This window comes from Marinobacter metalliresistant (genome assembly GCF_038098645.1).
Lineage (GTDB): Bacteria > Pseudomonadota > Gammaproteobacteria > Pseudomonadales > Oleiphilaceae > Marinobacter > Marinobacter metalliresistant.
In genome coordinates, this window is record NZ_CP101118.1 from 2,184,614 (window position 1) to 2,205,129 (window position 20,516).

Annotated in this window: 17 protein-coding genes; 5 read left to right on the forward strand and 12 right to left on the reverse strand. The window is 58.7% G+C overall.

From position 1 onward, the window contains the following. Positions 1 to 297 precede the first annotated feature (297 nt). Positions 298 to 2,241 (reverse strand): ATP-dependent zinc metalloprotease FtsH, encoded by a 1,944-nt coding sequence (gene ftsH, locus NLK58_RS10270; protein WP_264756473.1) that lies wholly within the window; start codon positions 2,239 to 2,241, stop codon positions 298 to 300. 397 nt (positions 2,242 to 2,638) lie between these two features. Between ftsH and yhbY the strand changes: the two genes are divergently transcribed. After that, entirely contained in the window at positions 2,639 to 2,950 is a 312-nt protein-coding gene (yhbY, locus tag NLK58_RS10275) for a ribosome assembly RNA-binding protein YhbY (protein WP_117618412.1), read from the forward strand. 82 nt (positions 2,951 to 3,032) lie between these two features. On the opposite strand, the gene greA is transcribed toward yhbY, so the two are convergent. The 7 genes from greA to grpE form a co-directional block, all read right to left on the reverse strand. Then, a complete protein-coding gene (gene greA, locus NLK58_RS10280) occupies positions 3,033 to 3,494 on the reverse strand; it encodes a transcription elongation factor GreA (RefSeq protein ID WP_376788089.1) in 462 nt (153 codons plus the stop codon). Positions 3,495 to 3,516: 22 nt separating this feature from the next. After that, positions 3,517 to 6,735, reverse strand: a complete 3,219-nt coding sequence (carB, locus tag NLK58_RS10285) for a carbamoyl-phosphate synthase large subunit (protein ID WP_341582750.1) — start codon at positions 6,733 to 6,735, stop codon at positions 3,517 to 3,519. 80 nt (positions 6,736 to 6,815) lie between these two features. Further along, the gene (gene carA / locus NLK58_RS10290; protein ID WP_117618415.1) at positions 6,816 to 7,946 is read right to left on the reverse strand and encodes a glutamine-hydrolyzing carbamoyl-phosphate synthase small subunit; all 1,131 of its coding nucleotides are present in this window, start codon (positions 7,944 to 7,946) and stop codon (positions 6,816 to 6,818) included. Positions 7,947 to 8,165: 219 nt separating this feature from the next. Beyond that, a complete protein-coding gene (gene dapB, locus NLK58_RS10295; RefSeq protein ID WP_117618416.1) occupies positions 8,166 to 8,966 on the reverse strand; it encodes a 4-hydroxy-tetrahydrodipicolinate reductase in 801 nt (266 codons plus the stop codon). A 48-nt stretch (positions 8,967 to 9,014) separates the two neighbouring features. Next, positions 9,015 to 10,142: a molecular chaperone DnaJ gene (gene dnaJ / locus NLK58_RS10300; RefSeq protein ID WP_117618417.1), complete on the reverse strand. Its 1,128-nt coding sequence runs from the start codon at positions 10,140 to 10,142 to the stop codon at positions 9,015 to 9,017. A gap of 78 nt (positions 10,143 to 10,220) precedes the next feature. Continuing rightward, positions 10,221 to 12,146 carry a molecular chaperone DnaK gene (gene dnaK, locus NLK58_RS10305; protein ID WP_117618418.1) on the reverse strand — a complete coding sequence of 642 codons (1,926 nt, stop codon included), beginning with the start codon at positions 12,144 to 12,146 and terminating at the stop codon, positions 10,221 to 10,223. A gap of 90 nt (positions 12,147 to 12,236) precedes the next feature. Next, positions 12,237 to 12,836 carry a nucleotide exchange factor GrpE gene (grpE, locus tag NLK58_RS10310; protein ID WP_117618419.1) on the reverse strand — a complete coding sequence of 200 codons (600 nt, stop codon included), beginning with the start codon at positions 12,834 to 12,836 and terminating at the stop codon, positions 12,237 to 12,239. 277 nt (positions 12,837 to 13,113) lie between these two features. Between grpE and recN the strand changes: the two genes are divergently transcribed. Then, on the forward strand, positions 13,114 to 14,793 hold the full coding sequence (gene recN / locus NLK58_RS10315; RefSeq protein WP_117618420.1) for a DNA repair protein RecN: 1,680 nt from the start codon (positions 13,114 to 13,116) through the stop codon (positions 14,791 to 14,793). Between the two features lie 118 nt (positions 14,794 to 14,911). Here the strand turns inward: recN and fur are convergent, their stop codons facing one another. Beyond that, entirely contained in the window at positions 14,912 to 15,322 is a 411-nt protein-coding gene (fur, locus tag NLK58_RS10320) for a ferric iron uptake transcriptional regulator (protein WP_117618421.1), read from the reverse strand. A gap of 128 nt (positions 15,323 to 15,450) precedes the next feature. Here fur and NLK58_RS10325 point away from each other — a divergent pair, with 128 nt between their 5' ends. Continuing rightward, entirely contained in the window at positions 15,451 to 15,777 is a 327-nt protein-coding gene (locus NLK58_RS10325; protein ID WP_117618422.1) for an outer membrane protein assembly factor BamE, read from the forward strand. A gap of 2 nt (positions 15,778 to 15,779) precedes the next feature. Here the strand turns inward: NLK58_RS10325 and NLK58_RS10330 are convergent, their stop codons facing one another. The 3 genes from NLK58_RS10330 to NLK58_RS10340 all read right to left on the reverse strand — a co-directional run bounded on the left by NLK58_RS10330 (position 15,780) and on the right by NLK58_RS10340 (position 18,202). After that, positions 15,780 to 16,061, reverse strand: coding sequence for an RnfH family protein (locus NLK58_RS10330; protein ID WP_162893710.1), 282 nt, complete (start codon positions 16,059 to 16,061; stop codon positions 15,780 to 15,782). Beyond that, positions 16,058 to 16,504, reverse strand: coding sequence for a type II toxin-antitoxin system RatA family toxin (locus NLK58_RS10335; RefSeq protein WP_117618423.1), 447 nt, complete (start codon positions 16,502 to 16,504; stop codon positions 16,058 to 16,060). Before NLK58_RS10335 ends, NLK58_RS10330 begins: the two co-directional genes overlap by 4 nt. Positions 16,505 to 16,576: 72 nt before the next feature. Further along, positions 16,577 to 18,202 carry a sodium-dependent transporter gene (locus NLK58_RS10340; protein ID WP_117618424.1) on the reverse strand — a complete coding sequence of 542 codons (1,626 nt, stop codon included), beginning with the start codon at positions 18,200 to 18,202 and terminating at the stop codon, positions 16,577 to 16,579. A gap of 188 nt (positions 18,203 to 18,390) precedes the next feature. On the opposite strand from NLK58_RS10340, the gene smpB reads away from it, so the two are divergent. Then, complete coding sequence (smpB, locus tag NLK58_RS10345; protein WP_117618425.1) at positions 18,391 to 18,870, forward strand: SsrA-binding protein SmpB; 480 nt, start codon at positions 18,391 to 18,393, stop codon at positions 18,868 to 18,870. Between the two features lie 140 nt (positions 18,871 to 19,010). Then, positions 19,011 to 20,429, forward strand: a complete 1,419-nt coding sequence (locus NLK58_RS10350; protein ID WP_341582751.1) for a wax ester/triacylglycerol synthase family O-acyltransferase — start codon at positions 19,011 to 19,013, stop codon at positions 20,427 to 20,429. The last annotated feature ends 87 nt before the right edge of the window (positions 20,430 to 20,516 follow it).

The window sequence follows — 20,516 nt, forward strand, 5'->3', positions numbered from 1 at the left end:
GATATTGGCCGCCTTACCCGGTGTGACCGCCTCGTATGCGATTTCTGTTCGTCAGGTCAGTGTTTTGCCTGCGGCTTCCTTCAGATTCCACCTCGCGATGGACACCCTTGCCGTCCGGCTAGTGGTTCCCCTTACCGGGCCCACAGGGGACTTGCACCCCCAAGTCATCCGGCCAGCACCACCTGTACCGGAACAGCGCCCGTCAAGGCGCTACGCGCCATGCCTGGCGCACCAAAACAAACGCCGCCCGGGATCCGGGCGGCGCTGGGAGCTACAGGGGTTTCCTGGCCGGCAGAGTCAATGCTCTCCGGCAGGTCGGCCGACACCCGGATGACGACCGTCATCGGAAGCCTTGGGCTCCGGCGCCACTTCAGGCTCATCGACTTTCACACCACCTGCGGGACCACTGTCTCCCCAACCTTTCGGCGGACGAGGTGTTCGGCCCTCCATGATGTCGTCGATCTGGTGACGATCGATGGTTTCGTACTTGATCAGCGCATCGGCCATCATGTCGAGCTTGTCGCGGTTATCGATCAGAATCTGCCTGGCCTTTTCGTAGCAGGTGTCAATGATGTTGCGGACTTCTTCGTCAATCCGCTGGGCCGTTTCCGGCGAGTACACCGTCTGGGACTGGCCGGCGGACATGCCGAGGAACGGCTCTTCGCTGTCAGTGTCGTACTGAAGCGGCCCAAGCTTTTCGGACAGCCCCCAGCGGGTCACCATGTTGCGGGCCAGGCTGGTCGCCCGCTCGATATCATTGGATGCACCGGTGGTAACGCCATCAAACCCAAGGGTCAGCTCTTCGGCAACACGGCCACCGAAAAGACTGCAGATGGAGCTGATCAGGAAACGCTTGCTGTGGCTGTACTTATCCTCTTCAGGGAGGAACATGGTCACACCCAGCGCACGGCCGCGAGGAATAATGCTGACCTTGTAAACCGGGTCATGCTCCGGCATCAGCCGGCCGACAATGGCATGGCCAGATTCATGGTAAGCCGTGTTCCGCTTTTCCTTCTCACTCATGACCATGGACTTACGCTCGGCGCCCATCATGATCTTGTCTTTGGCCAGCTCGAACTCTTCCATGGAAACCAGGCGCTGGTCACGACGCGCCGCAAACAGGGCAGCTTCATTCACCAGGTTGGCCAGGTCAGCACCGGAGAATCCGGGTGTACCACGGGCAATCAGAGCCGGTTCTACGCCATCCGCCAGGGGCACCTTCTTCATGTGCACCTTGAGGATCTGCTCGCGGCCGATGATATCCGGCAGGCCAACGACCACCTGGCGGTCGAAACGGCCCGGGCGCAACAGCGCGGGGTCCAGAACGTCCGGACGGTTGGTGGCGGCGATGACGATAACGCCTTCGTTGCCTTCAAAGCCGTCCATCTCAACCAGCAACTGGTTCAGGGTCTGCTCGCGCTCATCATGACCACCACCCATACCGGCGCCACGATGACGACCGACCGCATCAATCTCGTCGATAAAGATGATGCACGGGCTCTGCTTTTTGGCCTGCTCGAACATGTCGCGAACACGGGATGCACCCACGCCCACGAACATTTCCACGAAGTCGGAACCGGAGATGGAAAAGAACGGCACCTTGGCTTCACCGGCAATGGCTTTGGCGAGCAGGGTTTTACCAGTGCCCGGCTGACCCACCATCAGAACGCCTTTGGGAATGCTGCCGCCAAGACGCTGGAATTTGCTGGGATCCCGCAGGAAGTCCACCAGTTCTTTGACGTCTTCCTTGGCCTCATCAACGCCGGCCACGTCACCGAAGGTTGTCTTGATCTGATCTTCACTCATCAGACGGGCCTTGCTCTTGCCGAAGGACATGGGGCCTTTGCCGCCGCCACCTCCCTGCATCTGGCGCATGAAGAAGACAAACAGCGCGATGATGATCAGTATCGGGAACGCAGCCACCAGCAACTGTGTCCACAGGCTCTGGCGCTCAGGCTGCTTACCGATAACCTCAACGTTGTTCGCGAGAAGATCGTCCATCAGCTTGTTGTCAGACACCTGCGGACGGATTGTCTGGAACTGGGAGCCGTCACCACGGGTACCCTGAACCTCCAGCCCATCGATTGTGACCTGACGGACCTGCCCTTGCTGGACCATCTCCACAAACTGGGAATAATTGACTTGTTGGCCGGTGGTGGTGGGAGAGAAATTCTGAAACACCATCAGCAGCACGGCGGCTATAATTAGCCAGAGAACCAGATTTTTTGCCATATCGTTCAAGGATCATCACCTGTGAATTGAAGGGTTAGCTTTTCGAAAGCACCCTTTTCAGACACCTTACACCAATTGTACGCCCGTCCACCAGAAACGGCCCATCCGTATCGGCCACACGGGACATACAGATTTTCCGATGAAAAGCGGCCATACCATTCATAGTGGGCGCCATATCTGAAATTACAACAGCGACACCAGACCACCCCCCAACTTCCTGGTACTTTTTGACCCAGAGTCGATCAATTTGTTCCTTCGGCCTGCCAGCGACCACTTCAATAACTTCAATACATGTTAACGGCCATTTTTACGGCAAGACGATCTGTTACAATCCTTCGATTATACGTTCAAGTCTGCGCATGTGCCGCTGACCTTTTGTTAATTGCATCGATAAAGAGATTACATCATGAGTCTTTCACCGGAACAGCGCCGGGAATACCGGGCCATTGCCCACAATCTGAAGCCGGTCATCATCGTTGGCGACAAAGGTCTGTCGGAGGGGCTGCAGGAAGAACTGGAGCGCGCCCTGAATGATCACGAGCTGATCAAGATCAAGGTGGCAAACCAGGATCGCGAAGCAAGGCAGGAAGCCATCGCGGCACTTTGCGAGAGTTCCGGCGCCGAGCTGGTCCAGACCATCGGCAAAATCGCCGTGATCCTGCGCCGCGCGAAGAAACCCAACCCCAAGCTGTCCAACCTACTGCGCCACAAGCACTGATCCGACGCCCGGGAAGCAGGAAACGTGAACATGGGGTCAGATGAAAGCTTTCATCTGACCCCATGTTCACCGCACCGGGTGATCAGACGTATTCGACTTCCTCGATCTCGTATTCCACGGTACCAGAGGGCACGCGAATCGCGACCACGTCACCTTCACTCTTGCCAACAAGGGCCCGGGCGATGGGTGAGGAAATCGACAACTTCCCTGCCTTGATGTCGGCTTCGTCCTCACCAACGATTTTGTAGATGACTTGCTCATCCGTGTCCATGTTGAGCAGATGGACAGTGGTGCCAAAAATCACCTTTCCGGTGTTCTCCATGGCGGTGACATCAATCACCTGGGCGCCCGACAGCTTGCCCTCGATTTCCTGGATACGGCCCTCGATAAAGCTTTGCTGCTCCCGGGCGGCATGGTATTCCGCGTTTTCTTTCAGGTCGCCGTGCTCACGGGCGTCGGCAATGGCCGCAATCACCCGGGGACGATCTTCGGACTTCAGCTTCTGAAGTTCCTGGCGGAGGCGGCTCTCCCCCTCCTTTGTCATCGGTACTCTGTCAGCCATAGTCTCACTTTCCTGCGTGAAGATCCTGAAGGCGGCGTACAGTGCGCTCCGGGCCGAACTTGATGGCCCGGCAGAAGGCTTCGCCGCCCGCCAGTGTCGTTGTGTAGGTTACCTTGGTCTGCAATGCCGACTGGCGGATCTGGGCCGAGTCGGAAATCGCCTTGCGACCTTCGGTGGTATTGATGATCAGCTGAACCTGACCGTTCTTGATGGCATCCACGATGTGCGGACGACCTTCACGGACCTTGTTCACCCGGTCAACCTCAATTCCGGCCTCTTTCAGGGCCTTGGCGGTACCGGTAGTAGCAATCACCTTGAAACCGGCCTCAACCAGATCACGGGCAACTTTCGCGGCGCCCGGCTTATCCACGTCGCGCACCGACATGAACGCAGTTCCCTTGGTCGGCAAGCGATCGCCGATCGCGAGGGCGGCCTTGGCAAAGGCCTCATCAAAGCTGTCACCCAGGCCCATGACCTCACCGGTCGACTTCATTTCCGGCCCGAGGATCGGATCCACCGCCGGGAACTTGTTGAACGGGAATACCGATTCCTTCACCGCGTAGTAGCGCGGGATGATTTCCTGGGTGAACTCCAGTTCCTTCAGGGTCCTGCCCGCCATCACCCGGGCCGCCACCTTGGCCAGGGACACACCAATGGCCTTGGACACAAAGGGCACAGTCCGGGACGCGCGCGGGTTGACCTCGATCACGTAGATCTCGCCGTCCTGCCAGGCCAGCTGGACATTCATCAGGCCCACCACATCCAGCTCGATGGCCATCTTCCTGACCGCGTCGCGCATCTCGTCCTGAACCTGCTGGGACAGGGTGTACGGCGGCAGCGAACAGGCGGAGTCGCCGGAGTGTACGCCGGCCTGTTCGATGTGCTGCATGATGCCACCGATGACCACGTCCTTGCCGTCGCAGATGGCGTCAATGTCCACCTCGATGGCGGCATTCAGGAAGTGATCCAGCAGCACCGGGCTATCGTTGGAGACCAGAACCGCGTTGCGCATGTAGCGCACCAGTTCTTCCTCGTCGTAGACGATCTCCATGGCCCGGCCGCCCAGCACGTAGGACGGACGCACCACCAGCGGGTAGCCGATTTCACGGGCCGCCAGAATGCCTTCCTCGTGGCTGCGCACGGTGGCGTTTTCCGGCTGCTTCAGGCCCAGGCGGGTGATCATCTGCTGGAACCGCTCCCGGTCCTCGGCGCGGTCGATGGCGTCCGGGCTGGTGCCAGTAATGGGCACGCCGGCCGCCTCCAGGCCACGGGCCAGCTTCAGCGGAGTCTGGCCGCCGTACTGGACAATCACACCCTTGGGTTTTTCAACGTGGATGATTTCCAGCACGTCTTCCAGGGTGATCGGCTCGAAGTACAACCGATCGGAGGTGTCGTAGTCGGTGGACACGGTCTCCGGGTTGCAGTTGATCATGATGGTTTCATAGCCGTCCTCACGCATGGCCAGGGCCGCGTGAACACAGCAGTAATCGAACTCGATACCCTGACCGATCCGGTTCGGGCCGCCACCGATCACCACGATCTTTTCGCGATCACTGGCATCCGCCTCGCACTCTTCCTCATAGGTGGAGTACATGTAGGCGGTGTCGGAGGCGAATTCCGCGGCGCAGGTGTCCACCCGCTTGTACACCGGACGGATGTCCAGCTCGTGACGCAGCTTGCGCAGGCTCACTTCGGAGATGCCCAGCAGCCTGGCCAGGCGAGCGTCGGAGAAGCCCTTGCGCTTGAGGCGGAACAGGGTGGCCTGGTCGATGTCGGCCTTGCCGGCACTCTTGAGCGCCTGCTCTTCCTTGATCAGGTCCTCGATCTGCACCAGGTACCAGGGGTCCACGTGGGTGTGCTGGAAGACATCATCTACGCTCAGGCCGGCGCGGAAGGCATCCCCAATGTACCAGATCCGGTCGGCACCGGGCACGTTCAGTTCACGGGTCAGGGTTTCCCGGGAGTTTTCGGAATCCAGGTCCTCAAGTTTCTCATCAAAGCCTTCAGAGCCCACTTCCAGCCCGCGCAGGGCTTTCTGCAGAGATTCCTGGAAGGTCCGGCCAATGGCCATAACCTCACCCACGGATTTCATCTGGGTGGTCAGGCGGGCGTCGGCCTGGGGGAATTTCTCGAAGGTAAACCGGGGAATCTTGGTGACCACGTAGTCGATGCTGGGCTCGAACGAGGCCGGGGTGACGCCACCGGTGATTTCGTTGCGCAGCTCGTCCAGGGTGTAGCCCACCGCCAGCTTGGCGGCGACCTTGGCGATCGGGAAGCCGGTGGCCTTGGAGGCCAGGGCGGAAGAACGGGACACCCGCGGGTTCATCTCGATCACCACCATGCGGCCGGTGTCCGGGTTGATGCCGAACTGGACGTTGGAGCCACCGGTTTCCACACCGATCTCACGCAGCACCGCCAGGGAGGCGTTCCGCATGATCTGGTATTCCTTGTCGGTCAGGGTCTGGGCCGGGGCCACGGTAATGGAATCACCGGTGTGCACGCCCATGGCATCGAAGTTCTCGATGGCACAGACGATGATGCAGTTGTCGTTCTTGTCGCGGACAACTTCCATCTCGTACTCTTTCCAGCCGATCAGGGATTCGTCGATCAGCAGCTCGTTGGTCGGGGACAGGTCCAGACCACGGGTACAGATTTCCTCGAATTCGTCGCGGTTGTAGGCAATACCGCCGCCGGAGCCGCCCATGGTGAAGGATGGGCGGATAATGCAGGGGAAACCGATGTCGTCTGCCACTTCCCAGGCTTCCGCCATGGTGTGGGCGATGGTCGCGCGCGGACACTCCAGGCCGATTTTTTTCATGGCCTTGTCAAAGCGATCGCGGTCCTCAGCCTTGTCGATGGTATCGGCGTTGGCACCGATCATTTCCACGCCGTGCTTTTCCAGGATGCCCTGCCTTTCCAGATCCAGCGCGCAGTTCAGCGCAGTCTGGCCACCCATGGTGGGCAGCAGTGCATCCGGCTGCTCTTTCTCGATGATCTTTTCAACGGTTTTCCAGGTGATCGGCTCAATGTAGGTGGCATCGGCCATCACCGGGTCGGTCATGATGGTCGCCGGGTTGGAGTTAACCAGGATCACCCGGTAACCCTCTTCGCGCAGCGCCTTGCAGGCCTGGGCTCCGGAGTAATCAAACTCGCACGCCTGCCCGATCACGATGGGGCCGGCGCCCAGGATCAGGATGCTTTGGATGTCGGTACGTTTTGGCATGTCTTGGTATACCTGTCAGCAACTGTTGAATTCTGGCAGCGCAACACGCGGCGCCCGTGAGTTTTCCGTGGCGATCAGCCTCAGGCAGATCGCGTCTCCATCAGGCGGATAAACTCGTCGAACAGGGGCGCCACGTCATGAGGACCGGGGCTGGCTTCCGGGTGTCCCTGGAAGCTGTAGGCCGGCTTATCGGTCCGGCGGATGCCCTGCAATGTGCCATCGAACAGGGACTTGTGAGTCGCCTCCAGATTGGCAGGCAGTGTTGCCTCATCCACGGCAAAGCCGTGGTTCTGGCTGGTGATCATCACTGTGCCTTGGACCAGGTCCTGTACCGGATGGTTGGCACCGTGGTGGCCGTGGCCCATCTTCATGGTTTTGGCGCCGCTGGCGAGGGCCAGGAGCTGGTGGCCCAGGCAGATACCAAAGACCGGGATGTCGGTTTCCAGCACTTCTTTAATGGCAGTGATGGCGTAATCGCAGGGCTCGGGATCCCCCGGGCCATTGGACAGGAACACACCGTCCGGATTCATCGCCAGCACTTCCGAGGCCGGGGTCTGGGCCGGCACTACGGTGATGTCGCAGTCACGGGACGCGAGCATGCGCAGGATGTTCAGCTTTACACCGTAATCCCAGGCAACCACCTTGAACCTTGCTTCTTTCCGCTCACCGTAGCCCTCGCCCAGGGTCCACTCGGTCTCACTCCAGGACCGGATCCTGTCGGAGGTGACTTCTTTCGCCAGATCCATGCCCTTGAGGCCGGGGAAGGCTTTGGCCAGCTCCAGTGCGCGCTCGGCAGTCGCGTTTTCGCCAGCCACGATGGCGCCGTTCTGGGAGCCCCTGTCCCGCAGGATCCGGGTCAGGCGGCGGGTATCAATGCCGGCGATCCCAACAATGTTGTTGCTTCGCAGGTAGTCGTCCAGATTTCCCTTGTTGCGCCAGTTGCTGGCCAGCAGCGGCAGATCCCGGATGATCAGGCCGGCGGCCTGGATGCGATCTGACTCGACGTCTTCTTCGTTCACACCGGTGTTGCCGATATGCGGGTATGTCAGGGTGACGATCTGGCGGGAATAGGACGGGTCGGTCAGGATTTCCTGGTAACCGGTCATGGCGGTGTTGAACACCACTTCACCACTGGTTTCTCCGTCAGCGCCAATGGCGCTGCCGTAGAACAGGCTTCCGTCTGCGAGTGCAAGGATTGCTGGTGTGCTCAAGGCTTGTATCCTCATCGAGTGGCGTATCGGTTCGTCACGAACAGGAACGCAAGCGCAAATTCAGGTCGCAAAAAAGCGAGAGGGAGTCAGAACTCCGTCCCGCTTTTTTGTAGGCCGGGAACGGTTTTTGTTCCCTGGGCGTTTTTCAAAGCTACGCTTGGTGCAGTTAAACCGCCTCATTGTAAAAAATATGGCGGTTTTTGTCCACGGGAAAAGCCCTCACTTCAAATCCAGAACATCCTGCATATCATAAAGTCCGGCCGGCTTACCCTTCAGCCAGAGCGCCGCCCTCATGGCGCCCTTCGCAAAGGTCATCCGGCTGCTGGCCTTGTGGGTCACTTCGATGCGCTCACCTTCGGTAGCGAACAGCACAGTGTGATCGCCCACCACATCACCGGCACGGATGGTTTCAAAACCGATTTCCCTGCGAGTACGCTCACCCGTAAAACCTTCGCGGCCATAGACGGCACATTCTTTCAGATCGCGACCAAGGGCATCAGCGACAACCTCACCCATCCGAAGCGCGGTGCCAGAAGGAGCGTCCTTCTTGTGGCGGTGATGGGCCTCGATGATTTCGACGTCGTAGTCGTCACCCAGGGTCGCAGCGGCAGTGCGCAGCAGATTGAGGACGACGTTAACGCCGACGCTCATATTAGGCGCAAACACCACGGGTGTGGATTCTGCAGTCAGAGCCAGTTGCTGTTTTTCGGCGTCGGACATGCCAGTGGTGCCAATGATGAGCATCTTGCCACTGGCTTTGCAGAACTCGGCGTTTTCCAGGGTCAGGTCCGGGAAGGTGAAATCGATGAGGACATCGAAATCATCCTTCACGTCGGCCAGGCTGCCGGCCATTTTCACGCCGGTTTTGCCAAGGCCGGTCATTTCGCCGGCGTCGGCACCGATCAGACTGCTGCCCGGCTCTACGACGGCGGCACCGAGTTCAAGGCCTTCGGTACCGTCAACGGCCTCGATCAGCACTTTTCCCATGCGCCCGGCGGCGCCGATGATTGCTACCCTCATGCTCGCTTTCCCTTTTTAACCCTTGTTGAACCCTAAGAGCTTGGCCCGTCAGAATTTCATTTCGTCGAAAAAGCTCTTCACACCCTCAAACCAGGAGGTTTTCTTGGGGCCGTGATCGCTTCCGTTGCTGGCATCGAGGGTCTTCTGGAACTCATTCAGCAGCTCTTTCTGGCGCTTGGTCAGGTTTACCGGTGTTTCCACAATCACCCGGCACAGCAAGTCGCCTGCGGGGCCGCCACGAACCGGGTTAACGCCTTTGTTGCGCAGGCGGAAAAGCTTGCCGGTCTGGGTTTCGGGCGGAATCTTGAGCTTCACGCGGCCATCCAGGGTCGGCACTTCCAGCTCACCGCCGAGGGTCGCATCCACGATGCTGATGGGCACTTCACAGTAGAGGTTGCGGCCATCACGGGTGAACAGGGAGTGCTCGCGCACGGCGATCTGTACGTACAGGTCACCGGGAGGTCCGCCATCGACCCCCATTTCGCCTTCACCGGACAGGCGGATACGGTCGCCGGTATCCACGCCGGGCGGCACTTTAACAGAGAGCGTCTTTTCTTCCTGAACCCGACCCTGGCCATGACAGGCCTGGCAGGGGTTCTTGATGATCTGGCCAGAACCGCGGCAGGTGGGACACGCCTGCTGCACGGTAAAGAAGCCCTGCTGCATACGTACCTGCCCCATACCCTTACAGGTACCGCAGGTTTCCGGGCGGGAGCCTTTTTCGGCGCCACTGCCGCCACACACTTCACATTCGCGATGTCCGGGAATCTTGATCTGGACGGTTTTGCCTTTGACGGCTTCTTCCAGGTCCAGCTCCAGGGTGTAACGCAGGTCGGCGCCACGGGTGCTGCGGCCACGGCCGCCGCCACCACCGAAGATATCGCCGAATACGTCACCAAAGATGTCGGAGAAGCTGGCTCCGCCGCCTCCGAACCCACCACCGGCCTGACCATCTACGCCGGCGTGACCGAACTGGTCGTACGCCGCCCGCCTGGACTGGTCCGCCAGTATTTCGTAGGCTTCGCTGGCCTCTTTGAACTTGTTCTCGGCTTCCCTGTCGTCCGGGTTACGGTCGGGGTGGTACTTCATCGCGAGCTTTCGATAGGCTCGCTTGACTTCCTTCTCGTCCGCATCCCGGGAAATCCCGAGAATTTCGTAATAATCGCGCTTGGCCATGCTGTTAAAACCCTGTTTTTAAACGCGGAAAACGCGGAGATGCCCCCGCGTTTTCCAACTGCCTGATGTACTTCAGATTTATCGCTTGTCGTCGTCTTTCACTTCTTCAAACTCGGCGTCCACGGCGTCGTCAGCCTGCTTTGCCTGGGCATCTTCCTGCCCACCAGCCTGCTGTGCCTGCTCGGCCTGATCTGCGTACATCTTCTGGGCCAGCTCGGAAGAGACTTCGGTCAGCTTCTGGGTCTTGGCCTCGATGTCTTCCTTGTTGGAACCCTCCAGAGCTTCTTCCAGCTCTTTGATGGAAGCTTCGATAGACTCTTTCTCGCTGTCGCTGACCTTGTCGCCTGCCTCTTTCAGAGTCTTGCGAACGGCGTGCACCATCGCGTCGCCCTGGTTGCGGGCCTGGACCAGCTCTTCGAACTTGCGGTCCTCGTCAGCGTTGGCTTCGGCGTCACGAACCATCTTCTCGATTTCATCATCGTTCAGGCCGGAAGAAGCCTTGATCACGATGGACTGTTCCTTGCCGGTGGCCTTGTCCTTCGCGGACACGTTCAGGATACCGTTGGCATCGATGTCAAAGGTGACTTCGATCTGCGGCACACCGCGCTGGGCCGGCGGAATGTCGGCCAGGTCGAAACGGCCCAGGGACTTGTTCTGGGCAGCCTGCTTGCGCTCACCCTGAACCACGTGAATGGTTACGGCGGTCTGGTTGTCTTCCGCTGTAGAGAAAGTCTGCGACTTCTTGGTCGGAATAGTCGTGTTCTTCTCGATCAGCGGAGTCGCCACGCCACCCATGGTTTCGATACCCAGGGTCAGCGGGGTTACGTCCAGCAGCAGAACGTCTTTCACATCACCGGACAGCACGGCTGCCTGAATAGCAGCACCCATGGCCACGGCCTCGTCCGGATTGACGTCCTTGCGAGCCTCTTTGCCGAAGAACTCTTTTACCTTCTCCTGCACCAGCGGCATACGGGTCTGACCACCAACCAGGATAACCTCGTCGATCTCGGCGGCCTTCATGCCGGCATCCTGCAGAGCCACTTTACAGGGCTCAAGGCTGCGCTGAACCAGGTCTTCCACCAGGGATTCCAGCTTGGCGCGGGTCAGTTTCACGTTCATGTGCTTGGGACCAGACGCATCCGCGGTGATGTACGGCAGGTTAACGTCAGTCTGCTGGCTGCTGGACAGCTCAATCTTGGCCTTCTCGCCAGCCTCCTTCAGACGCTGCATCGCCAGGGAATCACCACGCAGATCGATGCCACTGTCTTTCTTGAACTGGTCTGCCAGGAATTCAATGATTTTCAGGTCGAAGTCTTCACCACCCAGGAAGGTGTCACCGTTGGTGGCAAGAACCTCAAACTGGTGCTCACCGTCCACGTCCGCGATCTCGATGATGGACAGATCGAAGGTACCACCACCCAGGTCGTAAACTGCGATGGTGCGATCGCCGCTCTTCTTGTCCATGCCATAGGCCAGGGCAGCCGCGGTCGGCTCGTTAATGATACGCTTCACATCCAGACCGGCAATCTTGCCCGCATCTTTGGTGGCCTGGCGCTGGCTGTCGTTAAAGTACGCCGGAACGGTAATAACCGCTTCCGTTACCTTCTCGCCCAGGTAGTCTTCCGCAGTCTTCTTCATCTTCTTCAGAACTTCTGCAGACACCTGCGGCGGCGCCATTTTCTCGCCCTTAACTTCTACCCAGGCGTCACCATTGTCCGCCTTGGCAATCTTGTACGGCACCATTTTGATGTCTTTCTGAACCACGTCGTCTTCAAAACGACGACCGATCAGACGCTTGATGGCGTACAGGGTGTTGTTCGGGTTGGTGACCGCCTGGCGCTTGGCTGACTGGCCAACCAGGGTTTCACCATCGTCGGTGTAGGCGATGATGGACGGGGTGGTGCGATCACCCTCGGCGTTTTCAATAACCTTGACCTTGTCGCCATCCATGATGGCTACACAGGAGTTGGTCGTTCCCAGATCTATACCGATAATCTTGCTCATTGAGTCACTCCAATTCTTCTGAATGCTTTCCCGGAGGCCCGGCCTCCGCTGTCGCTATTTAATGGCTATATTGGCGCTTTAATCGGCTTTTCAAGCCTGCTCATCAATTTTTGGTGCATCTTCTGCTTTGGCGACGACCACCATGGCCGGACGTACCACACGGCCATTCAACAGATACCCTTTCTGCACTACGGCCACCACGCTGTTGGGTTCGGCGTCCGGGGCCGGCACCATGGACATGGCCTCGTGTTGCCGGGGGTCGAACGGTTCGCCCACCGGGTTAACCGGCTCAACATTGAATTTTTTCAGGCTGGACATGAACAGGCTCAGCGTCATTTCCACGCCTTCCCGAATGGAAGCCACCAGCTCGCCGGACTCTTCCTGGCCTTCGGTGCTCTCAACCGCCTTTTCCAGGCTGTCTGCAACCGGCAACAGCTCCTTGACGAACTTCTCCAGGGCAAACTTGTGGGCTTTCTCCACATCGATCTCGGCACGACGGCGCACGTTCTGCATCTCGGCCTGGGAGCGCAGCATCTGCTCCTGGAACTCCTGAACCTGAGCCTTCAGCGCATCCACCTCAGACGTTTCGCCTTCGGTGGAATCCTCTTCAGCCGTCCGGGCTTCCTCTTTGGCAGCCTCAAGGGCTTCGTTCAGCTCCTCGTGCTCGTTGCGGTTCTCATCAGTGCTCATGGCTACTCCTGCTTGGTCTTCAGCGGCCTTCTTTTCTGTGGCCGGTTGAACATGGGCTCCGGCCGCAGCGCGCCGGAAAAATGTCGTTGCGAACGGATATGGGGCCCCGCTTTCAGGTTTCAACCACCGGCGCCTGCATTCCTGAAGAAAATCACATCACAGGTTTGCAAACAGGAAAAACCCTGTATATATTCACAGTTACTGTATGTATTCACAGCATCGAACAGTAATATAAGACTGCTCAACCGGTTTTCAGAAAGTCGCGGAGGTTATCTGCATGCTTACCCAGCTCACGGTTTCCAACTACGCCATCGCCGAACGGGTGGAACTCCAGTTCAGCAAAGGCATGACTGCTCTTACCGGCGAGACCGGCGCCGGCAAATCCATCGTGCTGGATGCCCTGGGCCTGGCCATGGGCGGCCGTGCGGATGCCGGCGCAGTTCGCCACGGAGCCAAGCGCGCGGACATCACGGCCACATTTGATGTATCCACCATCCCCGAGGCAACCGAGTGGCTCGCAGAGCATGAGCTGGATGATGAAAATGACTGTATACTTCGCCGCGTTATCAGCAAAGACGGCCGTTCCCGCGCCTATATCAATGGCCAGCCCTGCCCGCTGAATCACCTCAAGGAACTTGGCGGCGTGCTGATGGACATCCACAGCCAGCACCAGCACCAGTCCCTGCTGCGCAAGGAAACACACCGCAAACTGGTGGATGAGTTTGCCGGCGCCGAGGCCCTGGCCGCCGATACCCGGGAGGCGTGGAAAACCTGGAACCAGATCCGCCAGCGCCTGATCGAACGGCAGCAAAACGCCGATGAAGCGGAAGCCAAGCTTCAGTTGCTGCGTTACCAGGTGGAAGAACTGGACCGCCTGGCACTGGAAAGTGGCGAGCAGGAGCAGCTGGAACAGGAACAGGCACAGCTGAGCCAGGCGGACACGGTTCTGCACAACAGCCATCAGGCTGCCCTGCTGTGCACGGAAGACGAGACCAGCGCCGCCGATCTGGTCCGCCAGGCCCTGCAGCAGCTGGAACAGCTTCCGGTAGACGTGCCGGCACTGGCCGACACCATCCAGATGCTGAACGAGGCCCAGATCCAGATCAGCGAAGCCGGCGACAACCTGCGCCACTTTGTCGAGGATTACGAGGCGGATCCTGCCAGGCTGGCAGAAGTGGAAGAACGGCTGAGCGCCATCTACCAGATGGCGCGGAAGCACCGGATTACCCCGGAAGAGTTGCCGGAACTGCACCAGCGCCTGAGCGCCGAACTGGCCGAACTGGAAGGGGGAGAAGGCAGCCTGGAACAGCTGGAAGCGGAACTGGCCAGCCAGCGCAGCCGGTTCGATGCGCTGGCTGGCCAACTGTCGGAGGCACGCGCCAAGGCTGGCGCCGAGCTTGACCAGCGCGTAGCCGCAGAGCTCGGCCAGCTGAGCATGCCCAACATGCAGTTCATCACCCATCTGAACCGCAACACCGGCGAAGAACCTGCGGCCCACGGTCTGGAGGAGATTGAATTTCTGGTCAGCGCCAACCCCGGGCAACCGGCACGACCACTGGCCAAGGTTGCCTCCGGCGGCGAGCTGTCACGTATCAGTCTCGCGATTCAGGTGGTGGTCGCCCAGACCTCAACCACACCGACCCTGGTCTTTGACGAAGTGGATGTCGGTATCGGCGGCGGCACTGCCGAAGTGGTTGGCCGGCTGCTGCGCACACTGGGGAGCAATGGTCAGGTGCTTTGTGTCACCCACCTGCCGCAGGTCGCGGCCCAGTGCCATCAGCACCTGTTCGTCAGCAAGTTCACTGATAAGGATGCCACCTTCTCAAAAATCGAAACACTGGACGACCAGGGCAGAATCAGCGAAGTGGCACGAATGCTGGGCGGTGTGGACATGACAGACCATACGATCGCTCATGCCAGGGAAATGTTTTCAAAGGGTCAGGCAACTCACCACTGACCCGAAAGAACCAAACCTCTACCCCTCTCGATCCTGAGAGCTGTTGGGGCGGGCCTGAACACCCGCCCCCTTTTTCTGCCTGGCGCTTCCTTCTACCTGGCGCTTCCGCGGGCCGGAATCAGGATTTGATCGGCTTGACGTAAAGAATCAGACTGTGGTCCACGATTTCGTAACCGCGCTCTTTGGCGATCTTCTTCTGACGCTCTTCAATCATTTCATCGAAGAACTCGATAACCTCACCGGTCTGAGTACAAACCATATGATCGTGGTGATCATCACCGGCCATTTCAAAAACGGCATGGCCGCCTTCAAAGTTGTGGCGCAGCACCAGCCCTGCCGCCTCAAACTGCGTCAGCACCCGGTAGACCGTCGCCAGCCCCACGTCATCCCCCTGATCCAGAAGCTTCTTGTAAACATCCTCGGCGCTGAGATGATGCTCTTCGGCCGTCTCCAGTATGTTGAAGATTTTCACTCTCGGCAGAGTCACTTTCAGACCGACTTTTCGTAATTCGGCGTTTTCAGATGACATGTTACTATTCACTCTTTGGTGTGCCTCACGGCTTCCGGTATGATGAAGCCGCCATTAAACGTAAACGGTTAACCCGTGTCACACCTGCCTCGGGCAGGCGATTTCAAGATAGAGGATTTCCCCCGGCGATGCAAAAGCTCACAGCTCTCATTCTCACTCTCGTTCTATCCGGTTGTGGTTTCCCGGGCGTTTACAAGATCAACGTCCAACAGGGAAACATCGTAACCGATGATGAGCTGTCGCAACTGTCCGAGGGCATGTCCCGCAGCCAGGTGCATGCAGTGATGGGAACACCACTCATGCTGAACCCGGTCGATCTCTCCCGGGAATACTATGTGTATACGTTTCAGCGGGAAGGTGGCGATATCACGGAGCAGCGAATCATCGTTTATTACGAAGGCGATCAATACGCCCATTACGAAGCACAGCTGCTCGAAGAAACCCCGGCTTACTGAGCTCAGGCTTTCTTCTTCGCCCGATTCAGGCGCGCCTGTTTCGGGTCGATCCTGAGCGGTCGGTAGAGCTCCACCCGGTCTCCCTCGCGGAGTTCATGGGTCGCAGGATCCTTGATGACCTTCCCGAACACGCCCATGTCAGTGGCATCCACATCAATTTCCGGGAAAATATCAGCAATACCTGAGAGTTTCGCTGCCTCCAGCGCGGTCACCCCCTCAGGAGCCTTCACCGGAACAATTTCCTGTTTGTCCGGGCGGGCATAGGCCACTTCCACCTGAATCATGCACCCTCCGTCCGATAAAGATCATCCGCACGGCGGCAGAACGCATCCACCATGGTATTGGCGGCCTGGCTGAACACCGGTCCGAAGGTGATTCGGGACAGGGAACCGGAAAATTCAAACTCAAGAGAGAGAATCACCTTGCAGGCGTTGTCGTCCAGCGATTTGAAGAGCCAGCGACCGGTCAAATTCCGAAACGGACCCTCCACCAGGTTCATCTCTATCGCATCAGGCATTAACAGCTGATTCCGGGTGGTCAGGGTATGCCGTATGCCACCCTTGGCAACTTCCAGGGAAGCGGTAATCTGCTCCGGATTCCGCTCATGAATCTCGGCGCCCGCACACCAGGGAAGGAATTCGGGGTAACGGGCAATGTCGTTTACCAGGTGGAACATGCGCTCGGCCGAGTGCATTACCAAAGCTGTTTTGTCGATCTGATGGGGCATTGGAACCGGTTGTCCTGCTTGCAAACACGCTGTCAAAGGGTGGCGGACTTCTGAAAAGGAAGACAGTCTCAATCACACGCTATGATAAAGGATATCGTCCTCTTTTGGGGCTTTTTCCCCCGACTTTCCGTTCTTGTCATTTTCCGCCGGCGGCGACTGTCCAGCGGCGGGCACGGTTTCATTGCCCGCGGATTCAGCCCCGGATGGCTCCGCCGATGCCCGGGCATCGACAGGCTCCTCCAAAGGTGCCGCCCTGTCACGGGACAGTAACGTCGCAGGCTGCCCACACCACACCGCCGTGCTGTCGCTGTCACAGAGGTTCGACAGTGAAAACGCCGTGTATTGAACGCCAATCCAGGCAACCACAAGTGGCAACACCAACCGCATCACCCAGAACCAGATACCGGCGAACAACCCCGGTGCCGCACCCAGCATCGTGCGGGAAAGGTGCCGGGTCAGGCCCCAGCCGGCAAACAACGCAATCAAAATGGCGACCAGAGGAATCAACAAGCCACCGGTCACCAGCTCCAGCCACCGGAAAATGGTGGCGCCGCCAACACGCTCCTGTGCCCACAGATTGAACGACAGTAGCGATGCCAGCCCAGCCAGCCATACCGCCAGGCCGATCAGCACCACAGACATCCCCCGCGGCGCCCCGGTCCATTCACGGAACCAGCCAACGATGGGTTCAAGCAGGTTCAGCGATGTGGTCCAGACGATCAGCACCACCATAAGAAATACGGTGGCAATCACGAACTGACTTGCCGGCAGCTGGGCCAGCGTTACGGGCATGGAAACGAACAACAGGCTGAACCCACGTTCGCCATCAAAGCTATTGCCGTCCGTGGCCATGGCAAAGATCATCAGGCCGGCAAGGATCGCCACCAGGGTATCCATCAGAACAGCGGCAAGAATCGAACGCTTGAGGCGGGTATGAGGCGTGGTGTAGGAACCAAGAATCGCCCATACACCCATACCCAGCCCCAGAGTATAGAACGCGTGGAACAAAGCCGCTTTCAGACTTCCCCAACTGAGGTCTTCCGGGTGCATGGCCAGAATCTGGCCGACGGCACCATCTATCCGCCCGTACCAGACCGCCAGAGCGAATAACATCAGCATCAGCACCAGAGTTCCCGGCACCACCACACGCAGCGTCCGTTCAAGGCCTTTGACAACCCCCTGCGCCGATACCCAGATCACCAGCAGCAGGAAAAAGATATGCCAGCCCATGAACATCCGGTACTCGCGAGGGTCTGAAACCAACCCGGCCAGGATCGCCGTTGCCTCAGCGTCTCCCGCCCCGGAGAACCGCCCCAACGCGCCAAAGAAGACATAAGCCAGAGCGATGGAACCGAATACCACCGTAAACGACAGCACCAGGAAGGCCGCAAGAATGCTGAGCCGGCCCACCGCCATCCAGGCGCGGGAACGTTTGGCACTACGAATCAGGCCGTCCATCGCCAGCACAATACCGTGGCGGGCATAACGACCAAGGGCGGCCTCCGTGACCATCAGCGGCAGGGTGACCAACAGCAGGCACGCCAGGTAGAGCAGGATGAACAGGCCGCCACCGTGCAGGCTGGCCAGATAGGGAAACTGCCACAGATTGGCGAGACCAACGGTCGCACCCACCGCAGCCCAGAAGAAAGTTGATTTTCGGGTGAAGGACCCGACATGTGTCTGATACGGCGTAGGCATTCGCGCCCCTGAGACCCCTGAATAAGTCTGGGTCAGTATTGTAGCCGAAGGATCCGGCCGCGCACGAACTGGCAAACGCCGTGTCGCTGATTTCGTGACCGGTCCGGCACTCCTGGGCTACAATGCGCCTTTTTCCGGCTGTACAAACGCCGGCCCGTTCATTCGTCCGACCCCGGATTCATTGATTCATGAGCAAGAAAAAACCCGGAACGCCGAGCAGTACTATTGCACTGAACAAGAAGGCGAAGCACGAGTATCACATCGAGGACCGCTTCGAGGCAGGTCTCGCCCTGCTGGGCTGGGAAGTGAAATCCCTGCGCGCCGGCAAGGCCCAGCTGGTGGACGCCTATGTACTGCTCAAGGACGGCGAAGCCTGGCTGCTCGGCTCTCACATTACGCCACTGATCGCCGCGTCTACCCATGTCATTGCAGACCCGACCCGCACCCGCAAACTCCTGCTGCACGCCAAGGAAATCGCCAAGATCGTCGGCAAGGTAAACCAAGCCGGTTACACCTGTATTCCGCTGGCACTCTACTGGAAAAACAACAGGGTAAAGTGCGAGATTGCCCTGGTAAAAGGCAAGAAACAGTTCGACAAGCGCGCCACCGAGAAAGAGCGGGACTGGAACCGCCAGAAGCAGCGCATCCTGCGCGATACCAACCTCTGATTACGGCCCCGCACCGATTACCAAATACCTGACACCGGTCATGGCCAGCACCGGCCGGTGTGTCGCATACTCAGTCTCTTTGTTCAGATTTCCAACAGGCCTATACTCGGGAGTCCCGGTGCATGGCAAAGGGAGAGCTTATGTCACCTAAACGGATACCCATGTCCGCCGTTGATCGGGCGTGGCTGCGCATGGACACCCCCCAGAACCCCATGATGATCTGCGGGGTGTGGACGCTGGAACGTCCTGTTTCCATGAATCGCCTCAGGCACACGCTTGAGGAGCGATTCCTGTGCTTCAACCGGTTCCGGCAACGGGTTGTGGACACCGGAGACCGTGCCTACTGGCAGGATGACCCCCTGTTTGATCTGGACAACCACCTCCACCAGATCGCCCTGCCGGGAAAGGCCGATAAAGCCGAGCTCCAGAAACTCGTCAGCGACATGAACAGTACCTCGCTGGATTTCCGGCAACCGCTCTGGCAAATGCATTACATCGACAATTATGGGAGCGGCGGTGCACTGCTGATCCGCATCCACCATTGTATTGCCGATGGCATCTCCCTGGTTCGGGTCATGCTGTCACTAACGGATAAAACGCCAGAACCCAAGCTGGGTAAAGTAGCGTCAACGCGTCATTCAAAACCCCGCCAAAGGTCCACAGTCCAGCAATTGCTCCACCGCGCGGTGAACAACGCGCAAACTGCCACAAATCAGGCCAGGCTGTTCATTCAGTCCGTCCGGGAAGAGCCTAATTACCCTCTCAAACTGGCGTCCACCGCCAGTGCCGTGGCCCTGGACCTCATCAAACTCGGCCTGGCCCCCGTCGAGCCCAAAACCGGATTGAAGGAGCCACTTTCCGGGCGCAAACAGGTAGCCTGGGCAAACCCTCTGGATCTGGCCGAAGTGAAAGCGTGCGCCAAGGCTCTGGGTGGCACCATAAACGATGCATTGCTCTGTACGGTCACCGGGGCTTTACAGCGGCATTTTGCAGCTCATAAGGAAACCGTCCCCGAGTGCGGAATCCGCGTGGCCGTTCCGTTCAACCTGCGACCTCTTGATCAACCCATAGAAACCCTCGGCAACAAGTTCGGCCTGGTGCTGGTTACCCTGCCGGTGGAAGTGATGGACCCGCTCATGTGCTTCCGACAGGTTCAGGAGAACATGAACCGGCTCAAGCGATCCTATCAGGCCCAGGTCACCTACAGCCTTCTTGATTTATTCGGTCGAGGCCCCGATGTCATCGAACGGAGAGCTCTGGACCTGCTCAGCAACAAAGCCTCCGCCGTACTGACCAACGTGCCAGGGCCGAAAGAGGCTCTGTACCTAGCGGGCAGTAAGCTGACCCAGCCTATGTTCTGGGTACCCCAGAGCGGCAACATCGGCATCGGCATGAGCATTCTCAGTTACGCCGGCACCGTTCAGTTCGGCATTACCGTCGACAAGGCCATCCACGCCGATCCAAATGCCGTGATGGACTACTTCCGGGAAAGCTTCCAGGCCCTGAGCCACGCGGCCCTGGCCGGCAGGCATGGCAGTCATGAACGCAAGGCCAGCTAGGCCGGTAGGTACATTTACCGGCCCGGCGGCACAAAACTGCAACAAACAAACCTTGAAGTCCGGCGAACCGGACACATATACTGGGTG